Genomic DNA, 14,400 nt, shown 5'->3' on the forward strand with positions numbered 1-14,400 from the left:
TTAACATTATAGTATCTTTCTACACGAAACGTGGGTATAATCAAGAATGTAACGTAAACTCAGGATCATCGTTGTTGCGGCTGAGAGGTAGGTAACGTGCTGGAGGGGGAGTATTTTGCAAGAATTGAGTTCGTTAAAGAATTTGTATATTTCTGCTAAATTATGGTTATCGATTATAGCCTTGGTGTTGGTTGCCAGCGTGCTGGCCGTTGACGAGCATATTGCTTATGCTGACCAGACGCCACCAACGTTACCCCAGTCGTCAAATTCACAGCCAGAATTGCCGGAAAAGCCAACGCTACCGGGGACTGCTCACACGACGAAAGCGACCGTTACTGTGTGTTACGTGGATCAGCAGGGAAAGGGACTTCACACGAATGTGATCCTTCATGGGAACGTTGGCGAACCATACAAAGCAGTGGCAGTGACGGTTGAGGGATATATGTTCTATGATGTTCCTCGAAATATCAAGGGCGTATTCTTGGAGCAGCCACAAACGGTGACGTACGTTTACCAAACTGAGACAGTTCCCGATAGTGCAGTTCCTGATAGTGATGAGGGAACCGTTGTGACCTCAGGGGCAGCGACAATCGGTAGTGACTTGCCACCGGTTAAAGAGCGGCGTCATCCCATTCATGCGGTGCCACGACAACCTGCTAGGCGTGCCACAGTGAAGCCTGCTACACGAGCTAGCCGCGGTCACTCGGTAGCTAAAGTAGTCCGACCGTCGTCAGTATCCCAACGGCAAGTTTCCAGGCGGAAGCAGACAGCCGAGGCTCAACATCATGGTGGTGCTGCAGCTAAGGTGGTGACGCCAAAACATACAGCATTTCACAAGCATTACATCTGGCAGTCACTGTTTTCCTGGTGGCTCATCGGTGGTGTGATCATTGGGTTTTGGTTTTTCTTGGCCTATCGGCGGCGCCGGAAAGATCAGGAAGAATAGGCGTAGGTATAGCGTAGAGCTAGTCAGAAATGGCTGGCTTTTTTATTTGAAAAATTATATTTTGCCCAATTTTAACGTGCACTAATGAATTTCATTAGGGATCACTTTGTGAAAATTCACAAGCGGAAGCATTAGCTTTGTATTTTAAGCAAAGAGCCTATGGTGTAGTTGGGTTTACTATACTAATTTGTGTTGGAAACGGTATTTTGAATGAACAGTTCCCGTTTCATATCAAGTTTTCAAACGAATCGATACTTGGCTTATTAGAGGAGAGATGAGTGATGAACCAGCACATGCAGACAAAAGAGCATTACAAGATGTACAAAAAGGGGAAGACGTGGGTGATCGCCGGAATTGTGAGTGGCACCCTGTTGTTTGCGCTCAGTGGTGTGACAGCCCAGGCAGATGAGCAGGGGGCAACGCACGAGATGCTAGAATCAAACGTTAAAATGAAAGCGCCTACGGTTTTGAATCAGGAGGTCGCTTCAACGACGGCCGCCAAGTATTCGGAAAATCAAGAGGATCAGCAAGCTCCAGCAGTAATAGAAGAATCAGGCGTATCAACGCCAATCGTAGGGGAGTCGGTGGCCGAGCCAATTTTAGTTGGTGATGCCGCGTCATCCGGTGGGAAGATAACACACAAGGAAGAAGGTGACGCGACTGTTCAACCGCTTCAGGCGGCGACAACGACTGAAGCCCCTGTAAGGACTGAGCTGAGGACGAGTGACAAGTTGCCTAGGCTTGCACGAGATAAGAGTGACGTTACGAAAGCTAAGACGCTCAAGGCAACTAAGGACACAGGCACCATTGATCAGTGGATGCCTAATAAGACGCTACAAAAGTTGGTTTTGATTCACTTAAGAAAGCTGGATAATAGTAAAGAATGGAATAGTGTAGCGGATATTACACAAGAAGATATGGTACTTCTGAATACGTTGGAAGCCACCGGTGAAAATGGCATTGACACGTATATTGATGGTAAGACTGAGTTTTCTTTGGAGGGGTTACAGTATGCAACTAATTTAGAGGATCTTGAAATGGGAGCCTCGCTTAATATAGAACCGGGTGCATTTTTTGGCGATATTGTAGATATATCAGTACTGCGTAGTTTGAAAAAGTTAAAGGTCGTAAATCTTAGTCATAATCGAATTGAAGATGTGACGCCACTTTCTGATCTAGAGAACGTGACGAATATGGACCTGGTTTATAATCATATTCGAGATTTTTCGCCATTAAAGGGGAAAGGCTATAAGTCGTTTGCCAGTAAGGGACAATTCTTGATGCTTGATCCGATCATGATTAATGGAAATGATAAAACGGGTCATTTGAAAATTCAGTGTTTTGGTATTGATGGACAAGTTATGCCGCTACAAGCTGGGAAATTTATTGCGGAGCCAGTATTTTTCAATCAACACTTTACTTACCGGGTATATTACACGGGTGGTAATCCTATGCCGGATGGTAATGGCGGGATCAACTATTCAAATATTCAGGAACAGAAGCCGGGGGCAAATTCGCTTCCAGAATTCCCCAATATGGATGTGACAATTGATGTTCAGAAAGATTATTATTATCTGACAGGAAAGTCAAAACCAACCGCAGATATATCGGATTTTCATGTCATTCAGCCTTATGCGATTTCTACGCCTGCCGCCAGCGTCACGGTTCATTTTCAAGATGAATCTGGTAAATCTATTGCTGACGACGAGGTCTTACCAGAAAGGCTAATTGGCGAGGACTACACGACCACGGCGAAGGAAATTGAAGGGTACACCCTACAAAAAGCACCGGCGAATGCGACTGGTAAATACGGCGAAAAACCTACCGACGTCTTTTACGTTTACGCCAAGAAGAGTAATCCTGTCAAACCACCATTGGTGACGCCGCCAACGGAACCCACAACGCCACCAACAGTGCCACCCACAGAACCTGCGAAACAGACGACCGTAACGGTTCATCACCAGACGGCGGCTGGTCAGCAGGTCGCTGCGGATCAAGTACTAACGGGCAAGCCTAGTGAAAACTACACGACTCAGCCAGCCACGCCTGCCGGTTATAAGCTGGTGGTCATGCCGGCCAATGCTAGCGGTAAGTTTGGGGATAGGGATACGGCAGTCACTTATATTTATGAAGCCGTTGAATCTGGGACTGACGGTGATGGTGGGACAACTGGTCAGCCCGCGCCGACTGCTCCTGGGGATGGCGATACGGATACTGGGGACACCGTGATTTCAGGTGGTGGGTCTGGTGACCTGGTCCATCCGGAGAACGATGTGATTAATCAAGATGGCTTGGGCAACTTGGTTGAGAGTCAGGCTGATCCACAACCCACACCAAATCCGATTACGGGGAGCATTAGTCCTTTAAGCGCGGCCAGCCCTGCAAGTGGTAGCGACGATGCAGTCGCCGAGTTGCCGCAGACCGGTGAGCGACAGACCTCAGCTCTCTGGGGAATCGTCCTGTTGACGACGCTGTACAGTCTACTGGGGATTAAACGAAAGATGAAATAATTTGTGTTAATTACTAGCGAACCGTCACACGACGAAAAGTGGTGCGGCGGTTTTTACGTGTCGTACGGGCTGAGGAAGACGGATACTTTTGATAAACTTTAACGGCAAATGGGTCAGGAAACGACAAATTAGGTAAGGGGGTTCGCTAAATCTATGAATAACGATAATAATAAAATGATTTATCCCCTAAAAGTTACGGCGGAGGAAAGACTCTAACCGTAAAACAGAGTGGCATGGCGCTCACGGGTATATCGCTTTACTGAAGTCAATAATCGCAGATAGTTAGCGCAACTAACATCTATACATAGAAAACGGTCAGGAAGTAACCTATCTTAGTTTCGTGAAATCGGTTACAATGTGGGTGTAGAGTATTTATCCATCTTAATAAATCTGTTACAAAACGCTTGACCGACAATAAAGCTGACGAACGTGTAAACGTTGAGGAGGAAGACCCATGAATAAATTGGCTAGTGACGCAAAAGTTCATTACAAGAGCTACAAGGCAGGCAAGCACTGGGTAGTCGCCAGCATTACCGCCGTGACGCTAGGATTGGGCCTGATGGGGGCCACCGAAACGGCGCAAGCGGATGAAAATGTTGCACCGGCTACCACTGAAGCGACAACTGGGGAACAGTCAGCGCCGGCTAAAGAAGTCACGTTGCAGACAACACCGACAACGGTAGTAGATGAAGCGGCAGAAAAGGTGGATACACCGTCAGTGGTGGAGCCAGAAGTGCCAGAAACACCACCCACGTCGGTCCCAACTGCGGATGATCCTCAGGAACCAACAATGCCTGAGGCGACTAACTCGGAAGAAGTCAACGATCCGGATGTCGCACCTGAGGGGGATACTGATCCGCAACCAGATGCAATAGAATCAGATGTCGAGACGTCTGTAACTGATCCAGTAACTGATCCAGTAACTGATCCAGCAACCGATCCAGCGAATGAAACACCGACGCCACCGACGACGCCAAATGAGGTTGTGACGCCTGAAATTCCAGCACAGCAACCAATGCGTATGGGCGCGCGAGCTACGGTGTCACCGATTGATGGTGTGAATGCGAGTGAATGGCTTCCGGATGCGGCATTACGGGATTTAATTATTAAGCGCCTGAATATGGGGGTGCCACACTACGCTGGGACTAATATTCCCTATTATGTTGTGACAGAGGATAATTTGTACCAGTACGTCGATCATCTGAAATCATTGGACGATATGGCGGGTGTAGGGACAATTACCGACTTCACAGGTATCGAGTATTTTGTGAACAACGTATCATTAAACTTCATGCACATGAATATTTCGGTAGCAAACCTCATTGACTTTTCAATATTACCAAACCTTTCTTATATCAGTTTCCATTTAGTTGATGATGCCGAAAATCACGACTTGTCGTCTATTATGGACACCTACTTTGGCAATAACTTAGCCCTGAAATTTATCCACTTACGGAATAGTTATCTAACCGGTAATATTCCCGACTTTAGTCGCTATACGAAGCTAACCATGCTGGATTTAAATGATAATAAATTGACCGGAAGTATTCCTGACCTGAGCGCGTTACCTGATCTCTGGTCTGTCGACGTCAGTCATAATCAACTGAGTGGTGCCTTTCCTGATGTTGGCAAGTGGCCGTCAATGACGACACTAGACGTTTCCTATAATCAATTAACTGGAGAATTACCAGATCTGAGCGGGTATCGTGGCGAAATGTCCTACATGTTTAACCGATTGAGCAATGGGGTTATTCAGGTCCTTGGCGAAAATGGTCAGCCAACAGTGAACTATGGTGTCTACCAACGCCTCATCGGTAATACTCACAAGATCAGTGCCGACAACCGGACGTTTGACCCAGTCACCGGGGTGATCACTGGATTTCAGGATATGAGTACCGGCCAGATTGATGATAACGAAGGAACCTGGACGGCCGCATTGGCTAGTGGCGTGACCATTGCGTATGGCGACCTTGACCCTAATCTGCCAACCGAAGATATTGCGGCTTGGGCCACCACCGCTGAAGATGCCACGGATTGGTTCAGCGTTCAACGCATTTCTGGCAACAAGGTAGCGCTGATGTTTACCGCGAAGGATGATGTGCCAGACGGAACCTATACCGTCCACATCATTAACCAGAGTTATGGCGCGTTGTGGGGGTACAGTGCCTACATTACCTTCAAGATTGAAAATGAAAAGCCAGTCGATCCTGGTAATCCAGGGACACCAGATCCGGGCGTTACCACCGGAACCGTCACTATCGTCAATGTCGATCAGGATGGGAAGGTCATCAGTCAGACGCAACAATCTGGCAATGTTGGCGACGCCTTTACCATCAACGCCCAGAAGTTGCCGGGTTATCAATTGGTCGGTAACGACGCCGCAAGTGGCACCTACACCGCGGCAGGGCAGACCGTCACTTTCACCTATCAGGCTGTGAGCACGGGGGGCGATGGGGACCTTATTGATCCTGACACGCCAGTAGTTGATGACGCAGGTGATGCCGTGACTGGTGGGGATGCTGATCGGATTGCCCCTGGTAAGCAAGCTCAGAAGTCGACGAGCAAACGTGCTGAAGCGGTGAAGCTGAATGCAAAGGCCACAACGGCAACGACTCAGCGAGCTACTCAGCAACAGGTGGCTACGGATGCGGCGGCTACCTTGCCACAGACCGACGAGGCTACCATGTCACCGTGGGCTGGCTTAGCCCTACTACTCGGTGGGGCACTGACCGGTTTTGCCTTAAATCGCAAGCGGCGGCACTAGCTTTGGGCGGCAGTGTGATTAAAGACTTAGCTTTTTAAAGTATAGTTAGCCAACGGCTCCGACAACCAACGGTCGGGGCCGTTTTAGCTTGCCCACTATTAATACCAATGTAAAAAATGGTGATTTGGTCTCACAAAATTTCAAAAGAACCGTTAATTTTGTGAAACCATGCTGTATGGCTGGTTCGATGAACTAACAATCTGACGATAATATTATCTAGTTAAACTACATAAGAGTTAATTTGTTAAATTAAAAAATAATTTCAAAATAACGTTGAATGTTCCCCCGGAGAGGACGAAAATAGGGATGGAGTCTTATAGTGAAAGGTAGGGATTTTGTCGATATGGAAACGAAACGAACGCATTTTAAGATGTATAAAGACGGTCGTAAGTGGGTCTTCGCCTGCGCAGTGATGCTTGCCATTGGGGGTGGCGGCATGGTGACGGTCAACGCTTCGGCAACCGAGAGTAGCAGTAGCTCAGTCTCTTCTAGCATCGTGGGGTCTGCTGAGAGTAGCAGTAGTGGTGTCAGTGGTAATAGTAATAGTAATAGTAGTACTAATAGCGGCAGTAACAGTAGCAGCGAAAGCACGAGCATTAGTACTAGTGGCAACAGCACTAGCGATAATGGTGGGTCGAAGCAGAACCAGTCAGAAAGCACACGGGTCTCTACGGCTGAGACGACCACTGAGACTGATGGTCAACATCAGGGAGACAACAATGCTTCCGGGACCTCAAAGTCTAACAATAAGCCTACAAAGAAAGTAAGAACGTCTAAAAAGAATCTTTATAAAATGGCGCACAAGGCGAATGCAGCAGACATTAACAAACGCCTGATGACCTCTCAGGAGCGTCTTTCGACGGCTTTAGCTAATGCCAAACTACGTGAAAAGGTCAATGCTTTGGTTGAAAAGGCCCAAGACAAGTATCTGCCAGCTACGACCACGGCGCTTGAACCTTTGTCAGAAGCCGAAATTCAAGCCGGTGGCACCGTCTACGATGACTATCCAGATTTGGATAACCTGTTAGGAGTCTCTTCCGTCTTCCATATTTTTGCCCGAGAAGCTGAATTGAACGCCCATACCAACGGGAACGTTGCCGTTCAAAACCTGATTGGAAATGTGAACTTCGGGACGAATGTGATTGAAGAATTACTCGACAAGGATATTTCCTACATACAGAACTTTACCAATATTGCTGGTAGTTCCTTTGTTTCTAAAGGTAATACCCGTGAAAATAAAGTGGTCTTTGGGGAAGGTATCAACATTGATATCAGCAATCCCAACCGACCAATGGTCAACGGTGTCTACATCGATCACCTCTTGGCGGATGAAGTTTACCAAGACCAGAATGGCCAGACGTATATCGACTTTGATGCTGAATTTGCTAAGCTGAAGACGTTGAACGAATCCCTGGCAAATAAGGCTAGCGAGGTTAGCTATAGCAACGGTGACTTTGCGGATGAAAATAACCGGGTCATCGACATCAGTGATATGACGCCAAATGCCAACGGTCAAATCGTCATCAACCTGTCGCCAGATGTTTTGCAAAAGGATCGGCCACTGACCATCAAGGGCTTATCACCGGACGCTGATGGGAACACCGTGATCATTAACGTGGACACGGGTGGCCAGGCAGATTATGATATCAACTCGCAGATCAAGATCGTCTACAGCGATGGTAGTGACCGGAACAATCACGAAACAGAAGACTTTGGGGACAATCACTTGCTGTGGAACTTCTACGACAGCACCGCTAGTGACAAGCAGTACGGTGGTGAAATTAACGTCAATGCAGCATTCCAAGGCAGTATGTTGGCACCGTCCGCAACGATTGTCGCCAACCAAAACATTGATGGGAACATCATTGCCGACAAGGTCATCGTTAAGGCGGAAACTCACCGGTGGGATCTGCAAGGTAACGGCGATAACGAAGAGGAAGAATTTGAAAAGCCAATTCACCCCGGTATCGATGTGGAATTGCCAAACATTGAAGGACCAGACGTTGAGGAACCAAATACCGAAACGCCAGGAACTGAGGAACCTAACATTGTTGACCCCGATACCGAAGAACCTGGTGAAGAGGGCGAGGAAGGCGAAGAGGACCTGACCTATGAACATGAGCATCCAAACTACGCCGAGGATGAAGTGGTCGAGGACTACTGGGACGATTTGATTGCCGATGAAGCAGAGACACCAGCCGCTGCGCATGCGAGTGAAGAAGCTCTGTTACAGCGGGTCGACCAAGCCATTGTAGCGGCTAAGGCTCAAGGCAATGCACAACGAGTTGCTCAGCTTCAGGCACTGAAGAACCGAATCCTAGCCGACTTGGGTGGCTTGCCACAAACGGGTGAAGCCCAGAATAACTGGGCACCAGCCGTTGGGACAGCACTCTTAGCTAGTCTGTTGGGAACGTTGGGCGCCGTCATGATTAAGAAGCGTCGCGACTAAATTTAAGGATTAAAAAACGTCAATCAGCGTTCGCTGGTTGGCGTTTTTAGTCGTGATTAGGTTAAGTTTTAGAAGACCATTTTTAAGGCCATGAAGATGATCAGTACGCCCATAAAGGGCTTGAGGTAGGCGTTTAGCTTCTGCGGGTCCGCGTGCATCAGGAGGCGGGGCGCACAGAAGGCTCCCAGCATTGCGCCAATCATCAGACTAACACCGATGCTCCAGTTGACGTTGTTAGCCGACATGTGGAAGATCAGGCCAATCAGGGTCGTCCCAACTAACACGTAGGCCGAGGTAGCTGCGGCTGGGATCATATCGAGACCGAGAACCAGCAGGCCGGCAATGATTGGGCCACCACCGGATAGACCGGCAACGCCGACCATCAGGCCACTGAGCACGCCGTAACAGGCGGCTTGCAGGCCCTGATGGTGGACGGGCTTGCTCTGGCGATGACTGAACCGTTTGACTAGGATCTGGACTCCCAGTAAGAATAAGATAATGGCAACCAGCCAAGTGTACAGCTTGATTGGGATGTCGGGGGAAATCAGGGCACCCACGATAGTTGCCGGAATGGCCGCAATCAGCATTTGATTGCCGACCTTAAAATGGATCTGACCGGTGCGGTAATGCCCATAAGCGCCGACTAGGAGGGATGGAAACGCTGTGAACAGTGAGGTGGCCGCTGCCGAACCGGGAGCTAAATGAAAGACGGTCGTGAGCAGGCCAAGATAAATGGCTGCCCCACCGCCACCGGTTGAGATAACCAGTAGCCCAACTAAGAATCCTGTGATTAGTAAAATTAACCATGTCATAGCATGACGCATCTCCTTACCCGTTAAAGCAACTGCTTTCCAGTGTACAAGTCGGGTGAGATGACGTCAATTTATTCCGTTATGGCCAGGCTCCGATGGTGTGGGGACGGCCTTGGACGGTATCTCAGGTAAATTGGCGTGGCGCATGGTTAAAGCAATTGGGGATAGAAGCAAGAACTGGCATCGCGACGCAACATGATCTGTTGCGTTACGATGCCAGTTTTGATTTCGGTTGAAAGTTAGAATTTCACTGGGACGATGACGCCGTTGACGTAGCTAGCGGCATCGGAACATAGGAACAGTGCCGTTTGGGCGATCTTGTTACCGCTAGGTGTGGTAGGAACCGTGATGCCCAGTGGGGATTCGGCGTCTTTACTGCCGGGAGCGATGGCGTTGGTTCGAATCCCAGCGTTTTGATACATGAAGGCCGTATTCTTTGTCAGGCCGACTACCGCGTGCTTGGAGGCAGCGTAGGCCGCACTGGCCCGGTCGCTGGTATCGCCTTCAACCGCGGCAATGTTGAGGATGACCCCGGCGTCTTGGGCGGTGAATCGCTTGAGGGCTTCACGCGTGGCCAACATCACGCTGGTCGTGTTGACCGTCATGACTCTGTCCCACAGCTCGTTGGTCAGCGTATCAGCGGGTGCTAATTTATCGAGCATCCCGGCGTTATTGACCAAGATATCGAGGTGGCCAAATTGGTCAACGGCGCGCTGGACCATGGCCGTAACATCAGCGTCTTTGGTGACGTCGGTGACCGCTGCGATGGCAGTTCCGCCAGCGGAATTGATGCCGTCGACCACAGCATTCAGCGCTTCGGCGTTACTGTCGGCAGCGACGACCTGGGCACCTTGTTTGGCAAATAACTCGGCAATGGCTTGGCCCTTACCAGAACCGGCACCAGTGACGATTGCAACTTTATTAGCTAATTGTTGAACCACGTTACTCACTCCTCATCGAAACTATTTTTAGGTTAATGTATCTTAACTTTATTATAGTCGTTTGTGGCGAATAAGCAGTGCAATTTGTCAAAATCTGAGGCGAGTTGATGGACGAGGAGAGGTTTTGATGTTATCTTTAAAGTAACAACTAGTCTAAAGGAGTCCTTCATGATGAAATATGTCGTTACAGGTGCCGCCGGTCACTTGGGTACCCAAATTGTTAAAGCCTTAGCCCAATTAGTTGCGCCACAGCAGATGACGCTCGGTGTTCATACGCCGGCAAAAGCCGCAACGTTTGCGGCCCAGGGGATGACGGTCCTGCCGTTGGATTATCGCGATTCCGATACGGTGGCCACCGTCTTGGATGCTGCCGATGTGGCTATTTATGTTCCTAGCAAGAGTCACGACAGTTTTAGCCGCGTGACGGAATTTGAAAACGTAGTTGCGGCGGCTGAAAAGGCACGGGTGGGGCATTTGATCGTGATGGGCTTCATTGCCGATCAGACGAACAATCCGTTTGACCTCTCTGCATTTTACGGCTATGTCCCGCGCAGGTTGGCAGGCACGAACTTGAGTTACACTATTTTACGCAATGCGCTATACGCCGATCCATTGGTACCTTACTTGCCGGAATTGATCGAACGCCATAATGTTATTTATCCCATGGGGGATGCGTCACTGAGCTTCATCAGTTTGGCCGATAGTGCAGCTGCCTTCGCCAAGGTGGCTGTTACCCCAGCGCTGTGGCGACAACCCATGTACACACTGACCCAGGAGCGTTCATACACGATGCCAGCGCTCGCCAAGGTCCTCAGCAACGTTTCGGATGAAACGATTGGCTATGCGCCGGTCACACTCAGTGAGTTTGCGGCGCTGTACAACGAAGGTGGCGAAGGTCACATGTTGGCTTCCATGTACGATGCCGGAGGGCGTGGCCTGTTGGCGACGGTGACCGATGATTACCGTCAAATTATGGGCCAACCCGCACAGAGCCTACCAGACTTCTTAACGACGGCTTTGGCGGTGGAGAAGTAATCAAGGAGGTCGTGAACCATGCGGTATTCCCATAAACTTAGTGATGCCGTGCATATTCTGGCGTATGTTGAAATCTATCACGACGATGATTTATCCAGCATGGCGATCGCTCAGAGTGTTGAATCCAATCCAGGACTGGTCCGGCGTTTGATGGCTGCGTTACGAGCGGCGGGCTTACTTGCGACGCAACGGGGAACGGCCGCGCCGGAAATTACGCGTGATCCAGCGGATATTTCACTCTTGGATATTTATCGAGCGGTCGAAACGAATGATCATCTCTTGCACATCGATGATAAGACCAATCCACAGTGTATCGTGGGTGGCAATATCCAGGAAACATTGCGCGAGGCCTATGCGACGGTGCAGACAGCGGCTGAAACTCAGATGGCCACCATTACACTAGCTAGCCTGATTGCGGATATTCGGCAGCGGGAACAGCAGAGAACGCAATCTTAGTTTACTTTGAGAGTAACAGTTTTGCTGACGGATAGCGAGACTAACCGTATCTAGTGGGTCAGCTGTTTCAAAGCGCGATGATTAGTGAATTGAATAGATCACAAAAACTCCCATGCTGGCGAAATTACCGGCATGGGAGTTTTGGAATTGCTGAAAGCTTACTTTAAATCGTCTTGATCGAAGAAGGCGTCAACCACGCGTTGGGTGGCGTGCCCATCTTCCCAAACGTTGAATCGCTGACTGAAGGTCTGGTAGGCCGCCGCATAGTCGCGAGTGACCTGTGGCAGGTTATGCAGCGCCGCCAAGACATCGTCGTTGGTCTTCAACAGGGGACCGGGTAAATCTTTTTCCATATCGAGATAAAAGCCTCGTAGGACGCTCCCGTACTTCTCGTAATCGTAAACGAAGTAGAGAATGGGGCGCTTCAGGATGGCATAATCGAAGAACACGCTGGAGTAGTCAGTAATCAGGACATCTGAAATCAAGTAGAGTTCGGCGATGTCGTCGTAACTAGATTCGTTGTACACGAAGTCACCAAAACCAGTCGTATCCAAGTGTTCCGTGATGAAGTAGTGGGTCCGTAAGACCAGTACGTACTCATCACACAGTTCACGACGCAGACGGTTGATGTCGAGCTTCAAGGTAAACTTGTAATCACCGACACCGTAGTAATCGTCGTCACGCCAAGTTGGTGCGTAAAGGATGATCTTCTTATCCTGTGGAATGCCTAACTGTTCCTTGATCTGCCGGGCCCGGGCGTCGCGGTCCGGGGCACTCAGAATATCGTTACGTGGATAGCCGGACTTCAGCATCTTTTCGACCGGATACATGAAGGCGTGCTCGAAAACATCCACGGAGAACTGATTGGCCGTGACCAGATAGTCCCATTGACGAGACTGCTGGAAGAAAATCTGCTTGTAGAGCGGATTGGCACTGGCCACGTTATCCATATCAAAGACTAAGTGCTTTAGTGGCGTCCCATGCCAAGTCGCCAGAAACTTGGTGCTGGGTCGTTTGACGAACCACTTGGGTTGGCGCATGTTGATGACCTGGAACTTAGCGGTAGCCAAGTAATACATGTACCGCCAGCCGAATCGTTTTACCACGATTGTGTTGGGGCGCTTATCCGGCATACCGGTCACACCGGGATTGGAAATCCAAACGTGTTTGAACTGACCAGGATAGTTGGCTTGCAGGTAGTTATAAACAGCCTTGGGACTGTCTGAGAAGTTTCGACCCAGGAAGGATTCGTAGAGAATCGTTTTGGGCTTAATTGGGAGCTTGGTGAACCACCACATGTAGGAGAGGCGCGTGATACCGCGTCCACGATGCTTGATCACACGGCCCAACTGGCGTAAATGTACGATACGGTTGATGGCGTGATGTGGGTAGACCGGTTGACGCCGAATCTTGTTGAGAATGTGACGACTCAACATTGAAATTTCACCAAGCGCTTCCGCATCGACCAGTTGTAGAAAATCATGAAGCTGTGTAATCAGCTGTGGAACGTTAGAGATAGTCGACGTGTCATCGTCATCGACCGTGGCCCCGGTAGCTAAAGCCATGTATAGGTACCGGTGAATTCGGTTCAGACAATAGCGACTAAAAGCCAGATGGAGGCCTTCGTCGCTGATGTTTGCCAAGCTGGTGTGCCAAGCCGCCAGTCGTTGTTGCCAGCGGTCAGGTGCTTCAAGTTGGTGAACAGAAGGCTGGTTGATCGGATCGTTGTGCTTTACCCGGATGTAGGTTGGGTCGGCCAAGCGAAGATAGCTGCTAGTCCGGGCCATAACTTGCGTCAGGAAAGCATAGTCTGGGTAAAGGGCATTGGAAGTGTCGAACACTAATTGATTATCTTGAACCAAGCGGCGGTCGATCACCTTTCCAGTGATTTTCAGTTGGCGGTTGAATTGGGCCCACCGGTCATCACCGGTGCAGCGAACGTACTTGTGCTGTAGCCAATTAGCAGCGACTGGTGCCAGCTGTTGATCAGACGAAAGTTGGTTAAGCATCGCCTCATTCAGATTAACGGCGCGATTCTTGAGCTGCCGCCGCTTAGGACCGCCCCATTTAGGAAGACTGTCCGCGATGGGTGCCTGTTCTTGACTCGCCACGAAGGACGTATGAGGTTCATAAGTTGGGTATTGATACAGGTCAGCCAGCGTGTCGGCAGAGAGTGGTTGGATAGCTGAAACTTCAGCTAAAGCGTTAGCTGTCAGGTAGTCATCGCTATCGACAAAGACCAACCAGTCACCGACTGCAGTGGCCATGGCGGCATTGCGTGCAGCGCCAAGAGTCGAGCCATCAAAGCTGACTTGATGTACAGCAAAGGGCAGCTGCCAGTCGGGGGTGGTTAAATCGAGTGGTGTATTTAGGGCAATTAGCCATTCGAAATCATGCGTGGTTTGATTGACCAGGTTTTGGCGAAGTTCTAGTAACTGAGATAGCTCTGCAGGTTGGCAGGGCGTGATTATGCTAAATTTCATGGGG

Annotated in this window: 9 protein-coding genes; 6 read left to right on the top strand and 3 right to left on the bottom strand. The window is 49.5% G+C overall.

The features are described 5' to 3' along the window. Positions 1–115 precede the first annotated feature (115 nt). The 4 genes from FD07_RS04255 (at position 116) to FD07_RS04270 (ending at position 8,669) form a co-directional block, all read left to right on the top strand. Positions 116–946 carry a MucBP domain-containing protein gene (locus FD07_RS04255; protein WP_020088704.1) on the top strand — a complete coding sequence of 277 codons (831 nt, stop codon included), beginning with the start codon at positions 116–118 and terminating at the stop codon, positions 944–946. A gap of 281 nt (positions 947–1,227) precedes the next feature. Further along, positions 1,228–3,456, top strand: coding sequence for a MucBP domain-containing protein (locus FD07_RS04260; RefSeq protein WP_020088705.1), 2,229 nt, complete (start codon positions 1,228–1,230; stop codon positions 3,454–3,456). A gap of 454 nt (positions 3,457–3,910) precedes the next feature. After that, complete coding sequence (locus FD07_RS04265) at positions 3,911–6,220, top strand: MucBP domain-containing protein (protein ID WP_020088706.1); 2,310 nt, start codon at positions 3,911–3,913, stop codon at positions 6,218–6,220. A 343-nt stretch (positions 6,221–6,563) separates the two neighbouring features. Next, the gene (locus tag FD07_RS04270) at positions 6,564–8,669 is read left to right on the top strand and encodes a collagen-binding domain-containing protein (protein ID WP_027825907.1); all 2,106 of its coding nucleotides are present in this window, start codon (positions 6,564–6,566) and stop codon (positions 8,667–8,669) included. 68 nt (positions 8,670–8,737) lie between these two features. Here the strand turns inward: FD07_RS04270 and FD07_RS04275 are convergent, their stop codons facing one another. After that, entirely contained in the window at positions 8,738–9,481 is a 744-nt protein-coding gene (locus tag FD07_RS04275; protein WP_020088707.1) for a sulfite exporter TauE/SafE family protein, read from the bottom strand. 239 nt (positions 9,482–9,720) lie between these two features. Continuing rightward, complete coding sequence (locus tag FD07_RS04280) at positions 9,721–10,422, bottom strand: SDR family NAD(P)-dependent oxidoreductase (RefSeq protein ID WP_020088708.1); 702 nt, start codon at positions 10,420–10,422, stop codon at positions 9,721–9,723. A 171-nt stretch (positions 10,423–10,593) separates the two neighbouring features. On the opposite strand from FD07_RS04280, the gene FD07_RS04285 reads away from it, so the two are divergent. After that, on the top strand, positions 10,594–11,457 hold the full coding sequence (locus FD07_RS04285) for an NAD(P)H-binding protein (RefSeq protein WP_020088709.1): 864 nt from the start codon (positions 10,594–10,596) through the stop codon (positions 11,455–11,457). A gap of 18 nt (positions 11,458–11,475) precedes the next feature. Next, positions 11,476–11,913, top strand: coding sequence for an Rrf2 family transcriptional regulator (locus FD07_RS04290; RefSeq protein WP_020088710.1), 438 nt, complete (start codon positions 11,476–11,478; stop codon positions 11,911–11,913). Between the two features lie 158 nt (positions 11,914–12,071). On the opposite strand, the gene FD07_RS04295 is transcribed toward FD07_RS04290, so the two are convergent. Next, positions 12,072–14,396: a CDP-glycerol glycerophosphotransferase family protein gene (locus FD07_RS04295; protein ID WP_020088711.1), complete on the bottom strand. Its 2,325-nt coding sequence runs from the start codon at positions 14,394–14,396 to the stop codon at positions 12,072–12,074. Positions 14,397–14,400: the final 4 nt, after the last annotated feature.

It is taken from the genome of Levilactobacillus parabrevis ATCC 53295 (genome assembly GCF_001434055.1).
GTDB lineage: Bacteria > Bacillota > Bacilli > Lactobacillales > Lactobacillaceae > Levilactobacillus > Levilactobacillus parabrevis.